Below are 20,647 nucleotides of genomic sequence, written 5' to 3' on the forward strand. Positions count from 1 at the left end.
GGCGGGAGGCAGCGATGGTCTACAACGGGATCGATAAAATTGGGCAGTATGCTCACCTGTTTAAAGGAAAGCGGTTAGGCTTGATTACGACGCCTACAGGTGTGAACAGGGAATTTAGGTCGACGATTGATATATTGAACGAGAAATTTCATCTAACGGCGCTATTTTCTCCTGAACACGGAGTCCGGGGGGATCAGGGAGCGGGAGCTTATGTAGATTCTTACCTTGATCCGGTTACGGGTGTGCCTGTGCACAGCCTGTACCGAAAAGATTCGAAGCGGCTGACGGATGAGATGCTGAATGATGTGGATTTAGTCGTTTACGACATTCAGGACGTGGGAACCCGGTATTATACGTTTATTTATACGATGCTGCATGCGCTGGAGGATTGTGCGGGGGCAGGCAAGGAATTTGTCGTACTGGACCGGATCAATCCGCTGGGCGGGGCAGCGGTCGAAGGGAATGTGCTGAAACCGGGGTATCAGTCGTTTGTAGGCGGTTATCCGTTGTGCATGCGTTACGGGTTGACGGCGGGGGAGGTCGCCTGTATGGTGAACGACCGGATGAAATGGCGGGCACAGCTGCAGATCGTCCGCTGCCAGGGTTGGGAACGGACAATGCTGTTTCCGGACACGGGACTGCACTGGATTATGCCGTCAATGGGCATTCCAAGATTTGATACGGCTTTGGTTTATCCCGGAACCTGTTTGTTCGAAGGTACGAATCTGTCTGAAGGAAGAGGAACAACGGCCCCTTTTGAGATGATCGGCGCGCCGTTCCTGGAAGCGGAGAAACTCGCAGAGGAAATGAACGGGAAAAGACTGCCGGGCGTTGTATTCCGTCCCGTGTATTTCCGTCCTTCCTTCTCCAAGTTCCAAGGGGAGCTGTGCAGCGGGGTGCAGCTTCATGTGCTGGATCGGCAGTCGATCCGGCCGGTGGAGACCGGAGTGGAGCTGTTGTTTACGGTGAAGCGGAATTATGAAGAGTTCTCGTTCCTGCCGCCGGTGAAGGACGGTTCGCGGCCTTTTATCGATCTGCTCGCCGGGGACCAGATACTGAGGGATGACGGGATAGACGTCCCCGGATTGCTGGAAGGGTTCCGTGCGGAGAGCCGGGAGTTCGCTCTGGTGAAAGAGCAGTATCATCTGTATTAAAACTGATTGAAGCAGAATGTTGAATTGAAGGATGTGCGCATATGATTAGCTATGTGGCGGGTATAGACGGCGGAGGAACGAAGACTGCGGTGACTCTAATGGATGAGGCCGGCAACACCGTCCTTACGTTTACGTCCGGGGGCATGAATTATAACGGGATGGATGCGGCCTCAGTCCGCAGTAACCTTGGAGAAGTATTTGCCACGGTGGCGGACTTTACAGGCGGCCTCGAGCATTGTGTGCAAGTATGCATCGGGGCGGCCGGAGTGAGCAATCCTGACGTCATTCCCCGTCTGGAAGCGGACGTTCGTGCTTGCGGATACCGTGGGAATCTGCTCGTAGTCGGAGATCAGGAAGCCGCTTTATTCGGTGCGCATATGGGCGCGCCGGGCATCATTCTGGTCGCCGGTACCGGTTCAATCTGTTATGGCCGCAACGCGGCGGGTGGTACGCACCGTTCCGGTGGATTCGGGCATCTCATCGACGATGAGGGAAGCGGGTACAGCATCGGGCGGGAGCTGTTATCCGCCTTGGTTCGGCACGAAGACGGACGTATCCCGGAAACCGTGATCAGCCGGCTGGTTTATGAACGGCTTCAGATGGGTTCGGTCAAAGAAGTGATCGGTTACGTGTACGACCGGCAGAGACACAAAAGGGATATTGCCGCATTGGCACCGGTTCTGTCGGCGGCCTGTGAGATGGGCGACCCAACGGCGCTGTCGATTGCGCTCAGGAGTGCGCAGGCATTGTTTGAGCTGACTGTGCCTGTAGTGGAAAAGCTGTCTTTGCAGGAAGGGCGTCTTGCCATGACAGGAAGTGTGCTGTTGAAAAATACAACGATACGGGAAACGTTTGTTCAGCTGCTCAGGAGCAAGTATCCTTTGCTGCACTGCGGGATGCCGAGAAAGGACGCTTCGAGCGGGGCCGCGCTGATGGCTTGGACAAGACGGGGAGGAATGACAGATGGAGTTTAAGCATTGGTCGTTAGAGCAGAAGATCGGGCAGATGATCCTTGGCGGTTTTGAGGGCACGGAGCCGACGGAGCATGTGCGGACGATGATCAGGGATCATCATATGGGCGGTGTCATTTATTTTGCCCGTAATGTGAAAGATCCGGCACAAGTGGCTGCGCTCAGCCGCGACCTGCAGAGCCTGGCATCGGAAACGGGCCAGCCTCCTTTGTGGGTTTCCATTGATCAGGAGGGCGGTATGGTAGCCCGGATTACGGAGGGTGTGGCGCTCATGCCGGGCGCGATGGCGCTGGCAGCGGGCGGTTCCGCGGAGGATGTATATGAAGCATCCAAAATCAGCGGTACCGAGCTTCGCGCACTTGGTATCAACCTGAACTTTGCGCCGGATATGGATATCAACGTGAACGCGCTGAACCCGGTCATAGGGGTCCGTTCGTTCGGGGAACAGCCGGAACGGGTTGCGGAATTCGGTGTGCAGGCGCTGCGGGGCTACCAAGATGCGAATGTTGTGGCAACCGCAAAGCATTTCCCGGGACATGGGGACACCCATGTCGATTCCCACCTGGATTTGCCTGTTATCATGCACAGCAGCGAGCGGATCCGGTCGGTGGAGCTGGTTCCCTTTGTGAAAGCCATCGAAGCTGAAGTGGATGCGATCATGTCGGCGCATATCCGGTTTCCAGCGTTCGATGACAGCGGCCTTCCCGTAACGTTATCGCATGCGGTGCTGTCCGGCTTGCTGAGGGAGGAACTGGGCTACAACGGCATCATTATGACGGATTGCATGGAGATGAAAGCCATATCGGATCATTACGGTACCGTGAACGCTGCAGTTATGGCTGTGGAAGCTGGCGCGGACCTGGTGCTGATCAGCCATTCGTTCGAGCTGCAGGCGGGAGCCGCGGCTGCACTGGCGGAGGCGGTCCGCAGCGGAAGAATCAGCGAGGCACGCATTGACGAGTCGGTACGGCGTTTGCTCGCACTGAAAACTAAGCGCGGCTTGGCTGACGAGGCGGGAGATTTCAGCCGGATTGTAAATTCGGCGGAGCACCGTAAAGCCGCGGTAAGCTTTAGTGAAGCGAGCGTGACTCTCGTGAAAAATTCGGGCGGCCTGCTGCCACTGTCTGACAAGCGGACGCTTGTGCTTTCCATCGAACCGGCTGCGGTTTCATTGGTCGACGAGTCTTATGAGGGCCGGGTTACCTTAGGAAGCGCCCTTGCCGCACAAGGAGCGGAAGTAAGGGAAATGGTGATTCCCCTTACGAAAGCGGGCGAGATTTCTAAAGAAATCATGGAAGAAGCAGCCCGGTATGAGCAGATCGTTGTGGGGACGTACAACGCCCATTTGCATAAAGATCAGATTCAGCTGGTACAAGAACTGATGGCTCTCGGAAAGCAGCCGGTCATAGCAGCGCTTCGCAATCCGTATGATTTGCAGGCGTTTCCGGATGTACCGGCCTATGTATGCCTATATGAGAGCAGGCCTTTGGCTTTACAGAGCGCAGCCAAGCTGTTAACGGGACAACTCGTTCCGCAGGGAAAATTGCCTGTGACCTTAACCAATTCGTACCCTGCCGGATGGGGAGTGACCTCTTTTGATCGCTAATATCCTCCAAAAGCCTGCGAGGCTGATCGTGGGTCTGATGTCCGGCACGTCCCTTGACGGCATCGATGCCGCCTTAGTTCGGATCCAGGGCCGGGGGATCGATTCAAAGGTGGAGCTGCTTCACTTCTTATCGGTACCGTATGAGGAGGAGCTCCGCGAGAAAATAAAGGAGCTTTGCTCGGAGGAGCATTCGAGTTCTCCGAAAATCAGCGGCATGAACTTTTATCTGGCTCAGCACTGGTCCGAAGCAGTGAAAGAGGTAGTCCGGGAAGCGGGGCTTTCCATGGCGGATATCGATCTCGTCAGCTCGCATGGACAGACGATCTGGCATATGCCCGAAGCGGATCCGCTCAATCCGTACAGGCCGAAATCCACGCTGCAGATCGGCGATCTATCCGTGCTGTCCAAAGCAACGGGGATTTTGACGGTCGGGGATTTCCGACCGGCGGATATGGCCGTTGGCGGCCATGGCGCGCCGCTTACGCCTTATGCCGATTATATTATGTTCCGGCACAAGGAAAAAGGCAGAATCCTGCAGAATATTGGAGGGATCGGCAATTGCGCTTCGATTCCGGCCGGCGCGGCGCCGGAGCAGATCATTGCTTTTGACACAGGACCGGGCAATATGATCATAGACCAGGCTGCGTATGAGCTGAGCGAAGGCAGGCTCTCTTACGACCGCGGCGGCGAATGGGCCTCCCAAGGCAAGGTTGATGAGGGATTGCTGGGTGAGATGATGAAGCATCCGTACTTGTCCAAACCTCCTGTGAAAACGACCGGACGCGAAGAATTCGGCAAAGAATATGCGTCCGGCTGGATCCGGCGGGCAGTGGAGAAGCAGCTGGCGCCACAGGACATCATGGCAACGTTCACCGCCTTTACGGCGAGGACGATTGCCGCGAGTTACCGCGACTTTATTCTTCCCGGGACCCGGATCGATGAAGTGCTGGTTTCCGGCGGAGGCGCACATAATGCCGCGCTGATGAAGATGCTGGCCGAACTGCTGCCGGAACAGAAAATTATGGCTTCAGACGAAGCCGGGGTGTCTGGGGATGCGAAGGAAGCTGTAGCTTTTGCTGTCTTTGCGGATCATTATATTCACGGTGTGCCCAATAATCTGATATCCGCAACGGGTGCCGATAGGCCTGCGGTCATGGGAAAGCTGGCTTTGCCATGGTAAGAGCCGTTGGACGGAAACAGGAACCTTTTTGCATGAAGGAGAAGGACGAAGATGGACAGTAATGTTAAACAATTGCTCCGCGGTATCGTGGGCGATGCCTATTTCAAAGACGATGCGCAGTCGCTCGTGACGCATTCCTATGACGGGACCCCTATGCTGCAGTCATTGCCCGACGGGGTCATCTATCCCAAGAATACGGCTGAAGTTTCGGAGATTATGAAAGTGCTTCATAAACACCGGATACCCCTTGTCAGCCGTGGGTCGGGGACGAATTTATGCGGCGGCACGGTTCCGGTTGAAGGCGGTGTCGTGATGGTGATGCACCGGATGAATGCAATTTTGGAGGTCGATACCCAAAACCTGACGGCCACCGTACAGCCCGGAATCATTACTAAGCAGTTCATTGAACATATTGAAGGGCTGGGCCTGTTTTATCCTCCGGATCCGAGCAGTATGGCGATCTCCACAATCGGGGGCAATATTGCCGAATGCTCCGGGGGGCTTCGCGGCTTGAAATATGGAACGACCAAAGATTATGTGATCGGGCTGGAGTGCGTTCTGGCCGACGGGCAGATTCTGCGGACGGGCGGGAAGTTGATGAAGGATGTGGCAGGCTATGACCTGACCAAACTCCTGATCGGATCGGAAGGCACGCTGGCGGTCATTACCGAAGCGACGTTGAAACTGATTCCCCCTCCTAAATCCAAAAAGACGATGCTCGCCATGTACACGGACATTTACGGGGCTGCCCGGACAGTATCCAGCATTATTGAGAACCGGATCATTCCGGCTACCCTGGAGATCATGGACAATCCTACGATCCGGGTGGTGGATGATTTCGCGAAGCTGGGTCTGCCGCTGGATATGGCCGCCATTCTGCTGATCGAGCAGGACGGTGAACCCGAACTGGTGGAGCGGGACATCGCCAGAATTTCAGAGATTTGCCGGGAGGAACAGGCGGCAAGGATCAGCATAGCCGAGACGCCGGAAGAAGCGCTGAAGCTGTTGACGGCAAGACGGAGCGCGTTTACCGCATTGGCCCGGCTGCGTCCTACAACGATTCTGGAGGATGCAACCGTACCGCGCTCCAAAATAGCGGACATGGTACTGGAGATCAACCGGATTGCTGAGAAGCACAACGTTCAGATTTGTACCTTCGGCCATGCGGGTGACGGGAACCTTCATCCGACGGCAACAACTGATGCAAGGGACAAGGAAGAGGTGCATCGGGTGGAGGCGGCTTTCGAGGATATTTTCGAAGCGGCGATCCGGCTCGGCGGGACGATCACGGGCGAACATGGCGTAGGCATGGTGAAAGCTCCCTTTCTGGAATGGAAAGCGGGCAGTGCCGGCATACAGGTCATGAAGGCCATTAAAGAAGCGTTCGACCCGCATCATCTGCTGAATCCGGGTAAAATGTTCGCTAAGGAGTCCAGACGCAGGGTGGTGATTGAACGTGGCTAAAGGAGGAACGGCTACCCTTCAGGAGACGTTAAAAGCAAAGCTGGATTACGAACAGCTGACTAACTGCATGCGCTGCGGTTTCTGCCTGCCCGCCTGTCCGACCTTTAAAGAAACGGGGATCGAGGCAGAATCTCCGCGCGGCCGGATTTCACTGATGAAGGCAGCGGTGGACGGGATCATGGAACCTAATGTCATGTTCGAAGAGCAGATGAACCACTGCCTGGGCTGCCGCGCTTGCGAACCGGCCTGCCCTGCCGACGTGAAGTACGGGCAGCTGATCGAGCAGGCCCGCGAGGCCGTCGAACTGCACACGACACAGCACCGGTGGTGGGTAAAGGGAATACGCAAGGCTGTATTTAAGCAATTATTCCCTAACCAGAACCGGATGCGTATGTTGGGTGCAGCGATGAAGGTGTATAAGAAGTCCGGCGTTCAGACGCTGGTCCGGAAAACCAATGCGGTCGGCCTCTTTTCCGACCAGCTGGCTTCGATGGAGAGGATCCTGCCGGATGCTTCCGGCAAAGGGATTGTGGAGCTTATGGGAACACGGGTTGATGCTAAAGGGGAGAAGCTTGGAACCGTAGGCATGTTCCGGGGCTGCCTCATGGACGTAATGTTCACGGAAACGAACCAGAAAACGGTCGAGCTGCTGTCTGAAGCGGGATTCGAGGTAGTCATCCCTGAAGCCCAGAACTGCTGCGGCGCCCTTCATGCGCACAGCGGGGAGAAGGAGCAGGCGAAGGAGCTGGCCAAGCACAATATCCGTGCGTTTCAGGAGGCCGGCGTCGATTTCATCATATCGAATGCCGGTGGCTGCGGGGCGATTTTGGTGGAGTATGACCACCTGCTCCACGATGAGCCGGACTGGCATGAGCAGGCAATCTGGTTTGCCAAGCGGGTGAGGGATATCAGCACGATTCTGGTGGAGAAGGGACGGCCGCTGAAGTATGCCGCACTGGCGGAAGATCTGGGACCGGTGACTGTAACCTATCAGGATTCCTGCCACCTGCGTAACGTGATGAAGGGCGGACAGGCGCCGCGTCAGCTGCTGCAGCAAGCAGCCGGAGGCGCTTATGTGGAAATGAAGGATGCCGGCTCCTGCTGCGGGTCTGCAGGCATCTACAACATTACCCAGCCGGAGATGTCGAATCAGCTGCTGGAGCACAAGATGGAGAACGTGAACGCAACGGGCGCCCGGTACCTGGTGACCAGCAACCCGGGCTGCCACCTGCAGATGAAACTCGGCATCGAGAAGCACGGATGCAGCGGGCAGATGGAGGCCGTTCATATCGCCGATTTCCTGTACGAGCGGCTGGTAAGGCAGCAGTAAACATCGGCTCCCGGCCCTTGGCGCATTCATTTATGCTCCATGGCGGATAGCCGGAAAACCGCGCTTAAACACGCTAAATAAGGTTACCAGGGTACGTTACAAATTAAACAGACTGTTTTGCACGAAATAGCGTCTGGGGTTCGTTAACCGGCGCGCAAATCCGAGCAGGTCGCGAAGAAGACCCCAACCCGGAATGGCCCGGGTTGGGGTCATTTTGTGCGGCGTCGCAATGTATGCTTCATGGCGGGAGTCACCAGAAGACCGGGAGGAAGTTATAACAAACAGCCCTGGATTTCCGATATATAGTATGAGGACTTCTGGGAGAGCAGACTCAATTCAACATCAAATCATACTGGAGGAAACACATGCGTAACCATTGGATGGCTTTGGCATTATCAGTTTTACTTTTATTCGGGGCCGGAGGCACAATAGTGACTGCTGAGGAATCAACCCAAGCGCAAGGAAGCTTTCAAGGGAAAATTAATGTAGGCGGGTACAGTCTCTACATTAATGTGCAGGGCCAGAGGCAGGAAGGGCGGCCAACGGTTGTGTTTGAAAACGGAAACGGCGACACTTCGGCGATCTGGTCCCAGGTTGCCCCTCAACTTGCCCAGCAGACCCGGGTTGTTACCTACGACCGCGTTGGAACAGGACAATCGGACGCGCCGGACCGGTCGACAGTGGATTATACGGCTGCAGGAGAAGCGGAGCGACTGCATACGCTGCTGGCGAATGCGAACGTGAATGGCCCTCTTGTCATCGTCGCCCATTCGATCGGAGGCCTCTATGCGAGAACCTACCAAAAGCTGTACCCTGACCAGGTCAAAGGAATCGTGTTTGTGGATTCAGCCACGGAACATCAGGAACAATACCTGTTCCCTGAATTCGATACGGCTGCACAGGAGGCCATCATGAATGATGATCTTACCAATGGGACAGGAATTCCCGTTGAGCTTAGCCTAAGCGATTATTTAGCCTCCTCCCTGCAGCTTGACCAGATTCAAAGCACGGATCCGCTGCGCAGCTTGCCCATTACAGTATTGTCGGGAGGGAACCACGCTTATCCTGCTGCCTTCCCCAACCTTGAACAGTATTGGGCGAATCGCCAGGGTTACCTTGCAGGCTTATCGGACAATGCGGTACATACGGTCGATCCCGTCCATGGCCATTATTTGCACACCCAAAATCCGCAGTTGGTGATCAGCGCCATTAACGCCATGCTGCAGCGCACGGAGTGCTGAAAAAACAGCATGACAGCAAATAAAGTATGAAATGAAAAGGGCAGCTCCGAAAGGTTACGATACCTTTCGGGGCTGCCCCTTTTTGCTTGCCGTAGTTACCTGCGCTGCTGCCTTAGGCGGTTCGCCATGAGCCATAGGTCGAACAGCAGGATCACCACTGCGATGATCCATGCCGCCCAAGCGACTGTAGGCTCATCCGTCCGCTGCTCTACGCCGATGGCAATCAGAGCCCAGACAATGACGAGGCCGTAGAACGGATCCACAAATTTACGGCCGATCCAAACGGCCAGTACTGCCGCAATTACGAACAGCAGTATCGCCCAGATATCCGGGTCCAGCCCAAAACCGTTAAAGCCGGCGTCCATAAAAAAGATCGTAAAATTCACGATGCTGGCAACAGAAATCCATCCCAGATAAATGCTGAACGGAAGGGCAATCAGCCATCGGCTAACCCGGTCTGTCGAAGCCGCTGCAGGCCTTGTACGCACATATAACGCAATCAATGTGATCAGTAAAGCTGCCATCAGAGCTGTGCTAAGCCCGATCATCTCGGAGTGCCAAGCCAAGATCCACGACATGTTGAAAATGCAGCTGAGCACGAACCAGGGGCCAGTATCCCGGATCACGGAATCGTTCTGACGGCCCGGCAGCGCCTGGACAATGACAAAACCTGCCAGAAGCACGTAAATCAGCGACCAGATCGAAAAAGCGTAACCTGCAGGCGTAACCGCTACATGGTATGCATCGGAGACTTCCTTCGTAGTGGTGCCGAACAGTCCCCGCGTTGCTGAAATGGTATTGAGTACGATAACACCTAGAAAAAAAAGGATGTTCAACCAGCGATACAATTGCCTCATCAAGAACCCTCCCTTTTAACATATCTTGCTAGTAATATAATATGATTCTAAACATAAACGATTCCGCGTAATCATAAAACTTTTGGACAATCTCTCCCTGTCGCTTCCTGCCGCCGCCGCATATGCTGTCTCAGATACCGAAAAGGGGTGGTGAGATGGATTTGAAGGCATTGCCGGTGCGGCGTGCGCTCTTTTTGGCCGGGGTATGCAAGCAGGCTTCTCTTCAATATGAAAAACGGGGGAAGTATATGCTGGCAGGTTACAGGGAGGCTGGATCCATCCGTACTTCCGGCGTGTATGGACAGGGTGTTTTATATGGTTTTATTTGGGAATCTGATAGAGAAATCATCGTCGCCTTCCGGGGCACGGAATCCATACAGGACTGGGTATATGACAGCATGGCGGTGCAGCAGCCTTTTCCCTATCTTGCCGACGGGGGATGGACCCATAAAGGGTTTACAAGAATCTATGCTTCCGCAAGGGAGAGCCTTATGAAAGTTCTGGAACGCCTGTCAGCCCGCAAAAGAATATGGATTACCGGATACAGCATGGGCGGAGCCCTTGCTACGCTTTGCGCGCTGGATGTGGCGGCTCATACGAAACATAAACATCCTAAGTTATATACTTTCGGTTCGCCAAGGGTTGGCAATCCGGAGTTTGTCAATGCGTTTAATCAGCGCATTAAAGTTTCCCGCAGAATGGCAAACAGCAGCGATCCTGTCACCAAACTGCCGCCAAGATACTATGAATCAATTTCGGCTGGAAGAGCGTACATTTACGAACATGTGAAGGGGTTGATCCCTGTCTCGTTCCGTAAAGGCCTTTCCTTGAATCATGCGCTGAGCCACTATTTTGAAGTGCTGAGAAACGAGGTTCCGGACTACGCCGATGAATTGTGCAGATCAAATCCGGGATTTTGCCCTTGAGCGGAAAGCCCCGACTTTTATGCAGCCCGTCAGGATTCCTTGAGGCAGGAGAGAGGAACCGATGCGGGTTTTTCGCTGTAATAGAAGCGCCCGGAGAACGGTCAGGTTTATTTTGTCAGCAGAGAGAAATATAATATAGACATAGGATGAAGCATCCATGAAGGAAAAGGGGAATGGCACAATGAAAATCGTAGAGGCGCACATGACGTATAACAAGGAAGAAGGGTATGTGGGACAAGTTATTTTTGAACTGGAAAACCATACACACCCTTATGAGATTACGCTCCAAAAAAGCAAAAAAGCAAAAGAATGGGCTTACGGCCTGAGGTTCGCCGGAGAGTCGGGCAGTGAAGAAGAGCTGTTTGCCGCAGAGGACTTGATTGAAGAAGACGATGAACTGTACGATCTTCTTGTAGAAACAGCCAAGAGCAAGCTGGAAGAATAGAACGCCGCCGGCGGAAAGAAGGAAACCCGAATGCCCAAGGTGTTAAAAGGTTACTTATGGTTCCTGACGGTGTACTCGGTTCTGACCGGATTGTATTTCTGGTTGGATCCCGGAGGGATTCCTGCAAAATACATAGGTACGCCGGCAGACCCCGCTTCCTTTTTCTCTAAGGAACAGTTGGACAAAAGTCATATGTACCGCACCTTGGGGAACTGGCTCTATTTCATGAGTATCCCATGGAACTGGGGAATTTATCTGCTGCTGCTTTCCGCCGGGTGGGCTTCCGGCTGGCGGGACCGCTGGACCGGCGAGGGCCGAAAGGCATGGCTTGCATTGCCGGTGTATATGTTCCTGATTAGTGCGGCGGGCTTTCTTCTATACTTGCCGCTCAGTGTTACCGGGTATGCGCTGTCAAAACATTTTGGCATATCAGTACAGCCGGTAACGGGTTGGCTTCGGGATAAAGCGGTCTCGTTCGGCATCGAGTACGTTACCATGCTTGTTGTTGCCGCAGCTGCATTTTTCGTAATCCGCAAGGGGGGCCGCTGGTGGCTGAAATTATGGTTGTTATCGGTTCCCTTTACCCTGTTCATGATGTACATACAGCCTGTCGTCATTGATCCTCTCTATAATACCTATACGGAACTTCAGGACCGGAAGCTGGAGAAGGATATTCTGGATTTGGCGGCCAAAGCGGGGATACCCGCAGAGCGGGTCTATGAAGTAGATATGTCGGAAAAAACCAATGCGCTCAACGCGTATGTGAACGGAATCGGCGGGTCACTTCGGATCGTATTATGGGATACGACGCTGGGCCGTCTGGACAAGCCTGAAATTCTGACGGTGATGGCTCATGAAATGGGCCATTATGTTAAGCATCACTTGGAGTGGAGCGCATTAGGGGCAGTAGTGAGCTCGTTCTTCCTGCTGGCTGCAGGGGCTTGGCTGCTGAAGAAGGCGATCGGGCGCTGGGGCGGCGACTGGGGTATTCGTGGGCCTGGGGATATGGCTGCGCTGCCGTTGATGCTGCTGCTGATAAGCTTAATGTCCGTTGCTGCGGCACCCTTCTCCAACGCGGTGTCCCGGCATGCGGAAGCGCAGGCGGATACCTATGCGATGAAGCTTTACGGCAAGGACCATGTGTCCAGTGCGGTCAGCCTGCATCAGAAGCTGGCGGTATCTTCGCTCAGCGATGTGAATCCGCCGCTGTTAGTGAAGCTGTTCCGGTCGACGCATCCAAGTACGCTGGAGAGGATCGTAGATGCTCTATCCTACGGACAAACGGGGAAGAAGGAATAAGTAAGGAATGAGAGCTGCTGCGGAGTAGGAAAGCGAAGTGAGCGGAAATGAGACGAGAAAAGGAACATTTGGAGCGTGAGCCGCTTGTCCAGCTTAAAGAAGAGCTGCATTGGCTGGCTTCGAAGCTGGAGAAGGGCGGGCGCGCCTCTGTATATATTTTGGCGGGGCTGGCCACGTCTCCTGACTTTTTCCGCGATGTGGAAGCGGAGTTGAAACGCCGGCTCTCAGAACGGTATGAGGCGGTGGAGATGCGGATCTTTTTTCCTTATGGGGACTGGAGCAGAAAGCTGCTGCCTCAGCTCCGGGATATCGGGAGGGATGTGCTTCCTTCGTCCGGAGGACGGGGCGGAATCAGAGAACGCCGGGGCGGGCTGGCGGCAGCCAGAGCGATCCGGGATACATATACGGAAGGGGCTTTGTTTCTCATCGGCCACAGCGCCGGAGGGACAGCTGCTGTCTATGCGGCGGAGTACCTGCTCGCCGAGGGAATCCGCGTGAATGCAGTAATCCAGATCGGCTCTCCCAAAACGCCGCTGCCCGCACCCATTCGTCCTCTCACATCTTATTTATACCGTGTCGGGGAAGACGGGCGTCCGGCCGATCCGGTCACCCGAATTGGCAGCTGGGGAGGCTGGTCAACCTATAAAGGCGCTTTACCCCGCTGGGACCCCGTGAAGTACGCTCCCGCCCGGATGGTGCCGCTTGCCTTAACGGGCGGGCATGCGGATTATTTTCGCTCTTCTGCACCGTATCGGGACGCAGAGGGCCGCAGCAATCTGGAGCGTACGGCCGACGCGGTCGCCGCATGGCTCTTGGCGATGGAATAAGCTGCAATGACGTCATGAGAGCTGCTGGACGCCGAGACGGCCAGGATGAGGCAATTTTACTACATTTGAGTGCGGTCGCTCCTCTTCGAAAGTCCTCGATAGAGGTTGATCTCAAGGAAAGCTGGAAAGCCATGTGACTTATCTTTATACTTACGCCTGCCATGAAGAGGAGCAGGAGCTTTGCGCTATGGAGCTGCGGGCGCTGTTCGGGCCGGACCCGTGGGCCGGGACCGGGCTGGAGCCCCCGGTTGGTGATGTGCGCTGTCTTGTAAGCCGGCGTGCATTGGATCCGGGCCGCAGCCCGTTCCTCAAGTACCGGCTGGCCGTGGAATTCACGGCGGCAACGCTTGAGGAGCTGGCGGAGCAGGCTGCGGCTCTGGAGCTGGGCGACGGCGTATCGACCTTTAAGGTCCGATACGTCGAAGCCGTCCGCGGCGCCGCGGACTATGCCGAGCAGCGCGCTATCGAGCGCGCTGTGGGGGCCCGCGTCCGCGGCACCGCGGACATGCGCGCGCCGGAGCTGCTGCTCGGCGTCGCGCGGCTGGGCAGCCGCTGGGTGCTCGGCGGCTGCGCGGAAAGCGGCGCGGCCTGGCTTGCGCATCAGCACAAGCCGCGCCAGTACTCCACCGCGCTGAGCACTCGAGTAGCGCGCGCGGTGGCCAACATTGCCGTGCCGGAGCCTGCCGGCGTACGGGCCGTTGACCCGTGCTGCGGCATCGGCACGGTGCTCGTGGAGGCGCTGTCCATGGGGATCGATATCGTCGGATACGATATCAATCCCCTGGCGGTGACAGGCGCCCGAGCGAACCTCGCGCATTTCGGCATGGAGGCCCCGGTGGCCATTGCCGATATGCGCGGTCTGGACGGGCGTTACGACGCCGCCGTCCTCGACATGCCTTACAACCTGTGCTCCGTGCTGCCGCCGGACGAGCAGGCGGAGATGCTGGCCAGCCTGCGCAGACTGGCCGGCCGCGCCGTCATCGTTACCGCAGAGCCGATCGACGAAGCGATCGGGGCGGCGGGGTTTACCGTTGCGGACCGCTGCGATGTCCGAAAGGGCCGTTTTGTGCGGCAGATCATCTTGTGCACTTAATATTCGCATTACCTTATACAAGCCTGCTTCGTGCAGGCTTTCTTATTGGCGAATAAACCTACCCCAGAACACGGTCGCCTCTCTTTGAAAGACCTCGCTTGAGGTTCTTCTTATATTTGCGTCAGGCAAGGTAACTCATTTCGCTAATCTGCTGTGCAATTACTCTATTTCCGGAAATCTGGAGTGTCTGGCAGAAACTTCGACCATGAATTACCTTGTCGTGTTCTTACAGGTGCTCCGCAAGGAAAATGGCGGTCGTGCCTTTGCTAGTTTTGCCTGGATCGAAGTAAATAGCGAAAACAGGCAACATTACAAGGAACTTTGTTGCCTTACCGGCTGCGGTTCAGGGTAGCTGAACAGAACAGATGGGCCTCGCGAGAGGCGCTGTGTGTTTTTTACCGCTAGAGAGTATATGTCTCGGAAACGAAAATGGGATTCTTATGAACGAATAAATTTGCATGTAAACGCGGCCGTCCATCCTCGAAAGACCTCGAAAGAGGTTTTTCTTATCGCTTTCTCGTATTCGATTACTATTACCTTCCAAAGGGGACCTGTCCAATGCACACCTACACGCAGCAGATCGTCCGATTGTATGCGGACCATGCCGATCCAGCACAGGCCGAACCTATGAAAAGCTATATGCGCGGCCTGTTTCCGTTCCTTGGCATCCGCATGCCGAAACGCACTGAGCTGACCAGGGAGCTGCTCCGTAACCACGGGCTCCCTGCAGACGAGGACCTGCCGGCGGTTGTCCTTGAGTTGTGGCAGCTGCCGGAGAGGGAATACCAATACGCGGCCCTGGCGCTTTTGACCAAAACGGCCGCCAAAGCCCCAAGAGATCGAATCGCATTGCTAGAGCAATTGATCACATCGAAACCATGGTGGGATACCGTAGATCATCTCGCCGGTACGCTGGTCGGTGCCTATATGAATAAATACCCTGACCAAATCCCGACATACACGGCGCGTTGGCTGGATTCCGGCGAGTTGTGGCTGCAGCGTTCCGTCCTTTTATTTCAGCTGAAATACAAAGGACAAACGGACACGGACCTCCTGTTCGACGCCATCCGCCGCACCGCACGGGACAAGGATTTCTTTATCCGCAAAGCCATAGGCTGGGCGCTGAGGGAATATTCCAAAACCGATCCGGAAGCCGTGATCCGTTTTACCAAGGAGAACGAGCTATCCCCGCTGAGTGAGAAAGAAGCGCTGAAATGGCTGGAACGGAAGACTAATACAAAAGCCCCCGCGAACCCGGACCGCACCCTGGAAACGGAGTGATAGCCTAAATCTGGCTGAACATGTACTGCTTCGTGGCAAATTGCTTTTGATACAAATACTCCAGCATCAGTCTAAGCGCTCCGTCTCCGTCCGGTGACGGATATTTTATATGGGAACTAAGTGTGTTAGGCAAAGGGCGGCATGCGGCAGGCGCTCCAAATTGGAAAACGTTTTCATATGGTGCAGTCAGAACGATTAAGTTACTATGGTGATATCTATGAGCCGAATGACGCCGTGTCAGCACATTGCAGCATCAGCATCCAGCATCACAGTCACAACCAGCACCGCAAATTACTGCCTTCACATAAAACATCATCAGCGGAAGCACCAAGGCTCCGCCCGCAACCTCGCAGGCACAATCAGCGTCGACGACAATACGAACCAACAAAAAAGGAGGGAACCCACATGTACAAACTGCTGCTTGTAGAAGACGAAGAAGAAGTGCGCGAGAGCGTCATGCAGGAGATCGACTGGGCACGGTACGGATACGAAGCGGTTGACAAAGCGGAGAACGGCAAGGAAGCGATGGAATGCTTCGAGCGGAACGTGCCGGACGTTGTGGTTACGGACATTCAGATGCCGTTTATGGACGGACTGCAGCTGTCGGAGTGGATCCGCGCTAAGTACCCTACGACGAAGATCATCATTCTGACCGGCTTTGACGAGTTCGAGTATGCCCAAAAAGCGGTCAAGCTCGCCATCGACGAATATGTGCTAAAGCCGTTCTCATCTCAGGAGCTGATTACCGTTCTGACCAAAATCAAACTTCAGCTGGACGAAGAGTTTGAGCAGAAAGAGAACATCCATATTCTCGAAGAACATTACCGTAAGAGCCTGCCGGTGCTGAGGGAAGTGTTCCTGTCCTCTCTGGTCACCACGAAGCTGCGGCGAACCGAAATGGAGGAAAAAGCCGGCAGCTACGGGATCGGGTTATCGGGCAGCGCCTATCTGGTTTCCGTTCTCAGCATGGACACCCGCCAAGCGGAAGAAGGAGCGGACCCGGACCATACGGACCGCAGTCGGCCGCCACAGGCCCAATCCCCTTCCCTGAAGGACTCGAAAGACCGGCAGCTCCAGCTGTTCGCCGTGCTGAATATTGCTCAGGAAATTGCGGACAAGCATGCGGCAGGGCATGTGTTCATTCATCACGACCAGATTATTTTGCTTACCATCAGTGGGCAGGAGCATCGGGAACTGGTGATGGAGCAGACGCTGAATGTACTGGAAGAAATGCGGCAAAGCACTGAGAAATTTCTCAAAATTACCATTACAGTCGGAGTCGGCACGGTCGGCAGCCAGATGACGGATATTAACTATTCCTACAAAGACGCCGTGCAGGCTCTGGACTACCGAATGATCCTTGGCTCGAACAAAATTATTTGCATCGAGGATGTAGAAACGAGGTTCGCCACTAAGCTGCGTTTTGACGAATTGAAAGAACACGCACTCTTAAGAACGATCAAAATGGGCACTTCACAGGAAATCGAGGACGTAGCGGAGGAACTGTTTGCCGGTGTGACCGACACGAATATTTCGGTGACCGACTATCAGATGTATCTGGTGGAAATTGTGACGTCGATCCTGACGGCGGCGAAGGACTTGGGTACAGGGATGGACGAAATTTTCGGGGAGGACTTTGATCCGTTCTCCAGAATCCGGCGGCTTCATCACGTGGACGAGGCCAAGCAGTGGATTCTTGCTCTATGCCGGAACATCATGGGACATATCGCCAACCAGCGCCAATACGCTTACAAATCACTCGTGGATCAGGCCAAGGAGTTCGTACAGGAGCACTATCATGAATCGGACATCAACATCAACAAGGTGTGCAGCCATTTGCATATTAGCGCAGGGTATTTCAGCAGTATTTTTAAAAAAGAATGCAAAATGACGTTCGTCAACTACCTTCAGCAAATCCGGATGGAAGCTGCACAGGAACTGCTGCGGACCACGGACCTGAAGCTGTTCGAAATCGCGGAAAAAGTCGGGTTCGCGGAACCGAACTATTTCAGCTTCAGCTTCCGCAAGTCATGCGGGGTGTCGCCGAAAGAATACCGGAACAGCCTGAGAGGGGTTTAGCCTATGAATCGCTGGCTGGCCACCTGGTTCCGGCGGGGAATCACCGTTCTATTCGATACGATGCGTGTCAAAAGCATTCAGTTTATCATCACCGCGGCGATCATGCTGATTACGGTATCCGTGATGGGGATCGTCAGTATTGCCATGTACAATAAATTTTCAGAGACGGCCGAGCAGAACACGTTCCTTAACAATCAGCAGGTGCTGGAGCAGGTCAACTATAATCTCGACATTTATTTAAGAGGCATGGCTGAAACGTTCGAGTTCGCCGATGACGAGATTCTTCGCACACAAGGAACGCCGACGGACCGGCTGAGGGAGCGGATCGAGACCATTTTGAGCACCAGAGAGGACCTGGTTTCGGTATCGCTGTTTACCCCGATGGGGCTCCCTATTGCCAATTATCCGGATAAGCCGATGCTCAGTAACACGAAGGTAAGGGAACAGGGCTGGTTTACTTCCGCCTTGGAAACGCCGAACCATCTGTCCTTCTCGCTCCCCCATGTACAGAATCTTTATAAAGGCGGCTATACTTGGGTGGTGTCCATGAGCAAAGGGATCTCTTTTGAACAAGGAAAAAATAAAGTCGATGCCGTTCTCGTAATGGACATTAACTTTTCAACGATTGACGAGCTGTTTCGGCGAGTAAGCCTGGGGCAAAAAGGATATGTCTATATCATCGATAAATCCGCCGGAAATATCGTTTACCATCCTCAGCAAGAACTTATTTACAGCGGTATCAAGTATGAAAACGTAGAGCAGGCGCTGAAGTATACGTATGGAACCTACATTGACAACAGCGACGGTGAGGACCGGCTCATTACGATCAAGACGACCGATATGGTCGGCTGGAAAATCGTCGGCGTTTCCTATATGGATGAGATTGTGACCGCCAAAAAGGAGATCGGCAGCTTTATGATCTGGCTTTTGCCGTTTTTGCTGCTGTTCATTCTGCTGATCTCCGCCTATATGTCCGCCAGAATTTCCAATCCGATCAAACGGCTGGAGCGGTCTATGGCAAAAGTAGAGCAGGGGGACTTCGAAATTATGCTGCCGGTCCGCGGAGATGATGAGGTCGGGCGCCTGTCGCGCAGGTTTAACATTATGGTTAGCCGCATCCGGGAGCTGATGGGGGAAATCATTCAGGAGCAGGAGGCAAAAAGGCGCGGGGAGCTGGAAGTGCTGCAGTCGCAAATCCACCCCCACTTCCTGTATAACACGCTCAATTCGGTCGTGCGGATGGCCGGCGGCGGCAAAAGCGAAGATGTCATCCAGATGATCACGGCCCTGTCCAAGTTTTTCCGCATTTCCCTTAGCAAGGGCAAGCACAGCATTACGGTGGAGGAAGAACTGGAGCATGTGCGGAATTATCTGATCATCCAAAAATTCCGGTACAAGAACAAATTCGAATTCGAGATCAAAGCGGACCAGGAAGTATTATCCTACACAACGTTAAAGCTGATCCTTCAACCCCTGGTGGAGAACGCCATTTATCACGGTATCGAGATGATGGCGGACACGGGACATATCGAAATTACGGCGAAACTGGCGGGCGAGGAGCTCGTGTTCCACGTACGCGATGACGGGCTGGGCATTCCTCCGGAAAAACTGGCTGCGCTCCGTTCAGGCGCCGGCCCCGGTGAGGGCGACGGCTCCGGCGTTGGAGTACGCAACGTTGACGAGCGGATTAAACTCTATTACGGCAACAAATACGGACTGCGGATTACAAGCGAAATAGAAGAAGGTACGGATGTGGAGATTACGATCCCTTCAAGAAAGGCGGTGGACAGCGAATGAAACGGATCAAGCCAATAGGACTTCTGTTGTTTGCCGCGGCCGCTTGCCTCTCCCTGCTGTCCTCGTGCTCCACGGAAACCGAGCTTTCGGCCCACCATCCGAAACGCAAAATCGCCTTGATCCTGCGGTCGGAGGAAGCGGATTTCTGGCGTACGGCCCGGATTGGGGCAGAGGAAGCAGCTAAGGAATTCAATGTTGAACTGATCGTAAGCGGTCCGCGGGACGAAGAAAATGTGGACGATCAGATCAAGGCGCTGCGGGAAGCCAAGGCGATCGGGGCGCAAGCCTACGTCATTGCCGCTAACGATGAGAATGCGGTTACCGACGCGGTAAATACTGAAGTGCCTGCGGGCAGTCCCGTTATCGCCATCGATACCGAGTTAAAGTCGAGGAAGGTGCGCGGCTTCATCGGGATCGATAATTATGAAGCGGGGCGCAAAGCCGGAGAAAAGCTGGCCGCGCTCATCGGAGGCAGGGGGAAAGTAGCGGTCATGGGGTTCAAGCAGGGCCAGCGGAATGCGGAAGAGCGGGAGCAGGGGCTGCTTGACGAGCTCTCCAAGTATCCGGAAATTCTTGTTGTGACCAGGCAGTATTGCTATACGAACCCGACGCTGTGCGCCGACTTAACCAGAAAGACGCTCGTCATCAACTCGGGCGTGACCGGCATAGCCGCCTTGAACGCCGTTTCATCGGTAGGGGTAGCTCAAGTGGTCCAGGAGAGGAAACTGTCGGGGCAAGTAAAGATTGTTACCTTTGACAGCACACCGGAAGATATAGAACTTATGCAGGAAGGCACGATTCAGGCGACGATTATTCTGAACCCTTTTAACATCGGCTATCTTGGAGTGAAAAGCGCGGTAGAGGTATTGGAAGGCAAGGAAATTGAACGGCGTTTGAACACGGAAACCAAAGTCATTGATCAGGAGAACATGTTCTGGTCGGACAATCAGAAGCTTCTGTTTCCTTTTGTAAGGTAATGCGAAAATCCTCACTTTCTTAGAAATTCTACAGAAATACATGAGAATTTCGATAGAACATGTGAGGATTTTGCATGTAGTTTTGCCCTTTCTTCTTAGATAATTAGGTAGCAAGAGAGA

The 20,647-nt window shown here is 54.3% G+C and carries 17 protein-coding genes; 16 read left to right on the forward strand and 1 reads right to left on the reverse strand.

Going from position 1 to position 20,647, the window contains the following annotated elements; translation table 11 throughout:
• Positions 1 to 14: 14 nt before the first annotated feature.
• The 7 genes from ACFSUF_RS17060 (at position 15) to ACFSUF_RS17090 (ending at position 8,946) form a co-directional block, all read left to right on the forward strand.
• Entirely contained in the window at positions 15 to 1,154 is a 1,140-nt protein-coding gene (locus ACFSUF_RS17060) for an exo-beta-N-acetylmuramidase NamZ family protein (protein ID WP_377604642.1), read from the forward strand.
• A gap of 41 nt (positions 1,155 to 1,195) precedes the next feature.
• Positions 1,196 to 2,128, forward strand: coding sequence for an N-acetylglucosamine kinase (locus ACFSUF_RS17065; protein WP_377604644.1), 933 nt, complete (start codon positions 1,196 to 1,198; stop codon positions 2,126 to 2,128).
• The gene (nagZ, locus tag ACFSUF_RS17070) at positions 2,118 to 3,731 is read left to right on the forward strand and encodes a beta-N-acetylhexosaminidase (protein WP_377604646.1); all 1,614 of its coding nucleotides are present in this window, start codon (positions 2,118 to 2,120) and stop codon (positions 3,729 to 3,731) included. The genes ACFSUF_RS17065 and nagZ overlap by 11 nt, the downstream gene beginning before the upstream one ends.
• Complete coding sequence (locus ACFSUF_RS17075; protein ID WP_377604648.1) at positions 3,721 to 4,911, forward strand: anhydro-N-acetylmuramic acid kinase; 1,191 nt, start codon at positions 3,721 to 3,723, stop codon at positions 4,909 to 4,911. Before nagZ ends, ACFSUF_RS17075 begins: the two co-directional genes overlap by 11 nt.
• Positions 4,912 to 4,962: 51 nt before the next feature.
• Positions 4,963 to 6,375: an FAD-linked oxidase C-terminal domain-containing protein gene (locus tag ACFSUF_RS17080; RefSeq protein WP_377604650.1), complete on the forward strand. Its 1,413-nt coding sequence runs from the start codon at positions 4,963 to 4,965 to the stop codon at positions 6,373 to 6,375.
• Complete coding sequence (locus ACFSUF_RS17085; RefSeq protein WP_377604651.1) at positions 6,368 to 7,705, forward strand: (Fe-S)-binding protein; 1,338 nt, start codon at positions 6,368 to 6,370, stop codon at positions 7,703 to 7,705. Before ACFSUF_RS17080 ends, ACFSUF_RS17085 begins: the two co-directional genes overlap by 8 nt.
• Positions 7,706 to 8,070: 365 nt before the next feature.
• On the forward strand, positions 8,071 to 8,946 hold the full coding sequence (locus tag ACFSUF_RS17090) for an alpha/beta fold hydrolase (RefSeq protein ID WP_377604653.1): 876 nt from the start codon (positions 8,071 to 8,073) through the stop codon (positions 8,944 to 8,946).
• A gap of 95 nt (positions 8,947 to 9,041) precedes the next feature.
• Here the strand turns inward: ACFSUF_RS17090 and ACFSUF_RS17095 are convergent, their stop codons facing one another.
• Entirely contained in the window at positions 9,042 to 9,803 is a 762-nt protein-coding gene (locus ACFSUF_RS17095) for a TspO/MBR family protein (protein WP_377604655.1), read from the reverse strand.
• Between the two features lie 155 nt (positions 9,804 to 9,958).
• Here ACFSUF_RS17095 and ACFSUF_RS17100 point away from each other — a divergent pair, with 155 nt between their 5' ends.
• From ACFSUF_RS17100 to ACFSUF_RS17140, 9 genes are all read left to right on the forward strand, one after another.
• Positions 9,959 to 10,729 carry a lipase family protein gene (locus tag ACFSUF_RS17100; RefSeq protein ID WP_377604658.1) on the forward strand — a complete coding sequence of 257 codons (771 nt, stop codon included), beginning with the start codon at positions 9,959 to 9,961 and terminating at the stop codon, positions 10,727 to 10,729.
• Positions 10,730 to 10,910: 181 nt separating this feature from the next.
• Positions 10,911 to 11,174, forward strand: coding sequence for a hypothetical protein (locus ACFSUF_RS17105; RefSeq protein WP_377604660.1), 264 nt, complete (start codon positions 10,911 to 10,913; stop codon positions 11,172 to 11,174).
• 30 nt (positions 11,175 to 11,204) lie between these two features.
• Positions 11,205 to 12,473 (forward strand): M48 family metallopeptidase, encoded by a 1,269-nt coding sequence (locus ACFSUF_RS17110; protein ID WP_377604662.1) that lies wholly within the window; start codon positions 11,205 to 11,207, stop codon positions 12,471 to 12,473.
• Positions 12,474 to 12,520: 47 nt separating this feature from the next.
• The gene (locus tag ACFSUF_RS17115; RefSeq protein ID WP_377604664.1) at positions 12,521 to 13,300 is read left to right on the forward strand and encodes a thioesterase domain-containing protein; all 780 of its coding nucleotides are present in this window, start codon (positions 12,521 to 12,523) and stop codon (positions 13,298 to 13,300) included.
• Between the two features lie 187 nt (positions 13,301 to 13,487).
• Complete coding sequence (locus ACFSUF_RS17120) at positions 13,488 to 14,393, forward strand: TRM11 family SAM-dependent methyltransferase (protein WP_377604666.1); 906 nt, start codon at positions 13,488 to 13,490, stop codon at positions 14,391 to 14,393.
• 558 nt (positions 14,394 to 14,951) lie between these two features.
• The gene (locus tag ACFSUF_RS17125) at positions 14,952 to 15,674 is read left to right on the forward strand and encodes a DNA alkylation repair protein (protein WP_377604668.1); all 723 of its coding nucleotides are present in this window, start codon (positions 14,952 to 14,954) and stop codon (positions 15,672 to 15,674) included.
• 405 nt (positions 15,675 to 16,079) lie between these two features.
• Positions 16,080 to 17,753: a response regulator gene (locus tag ACFSUF_RS17130; RefSeq protein WP_377604670.1), complete on the forward strand. Its 1,674-nt coding sequence runs from the start codon at positions 16,080 to 16,082 to the stop codon at positions 17,751 to 17,753.
• Between the two features lie 3 nt (positions 17,754 to 17,756).
• Complete coding sequence (locus ACFSUF_RS17135; protein ID WP_377604672.1) at positions 17,757 to 19,550, forward strand: cache domain-containing sensor histidine kinase; 1,794 nt, start codon at positions 17,757 to 17,759, stop codon at positions 19,548 to 19,550.
• Positions 19,547 to 20,527: a substrate-binding domain-containing protein gene (locus ACFSUF_RS17140; protein ID WP_377604674.1), complete on the forward strand. Its 981-nt coding sequence runs from the start codon at positions 19,547 to 19,549 to the stop codon at positions 20,525 to 20,527. Before ACFSUF_RS17135 ends, ACFSUF_RS17140 begins: the two co-directional genes overlap by 4 nt.
• The last annotated feature ends 120 nt before the right edge of the window (positions 20,528 to 20,647 follow it).

The sequence above is a fragment of the Paenibacillus gansuensis genome, from assembly GCF_042684925.1.
Taxonomy (GTDB): domain Bacteria; phylum Bacillota; class Bacilli; order Paenibacillales; family DY6; genus Paenibacillus_N; species Paenibacillus_N gansuensis.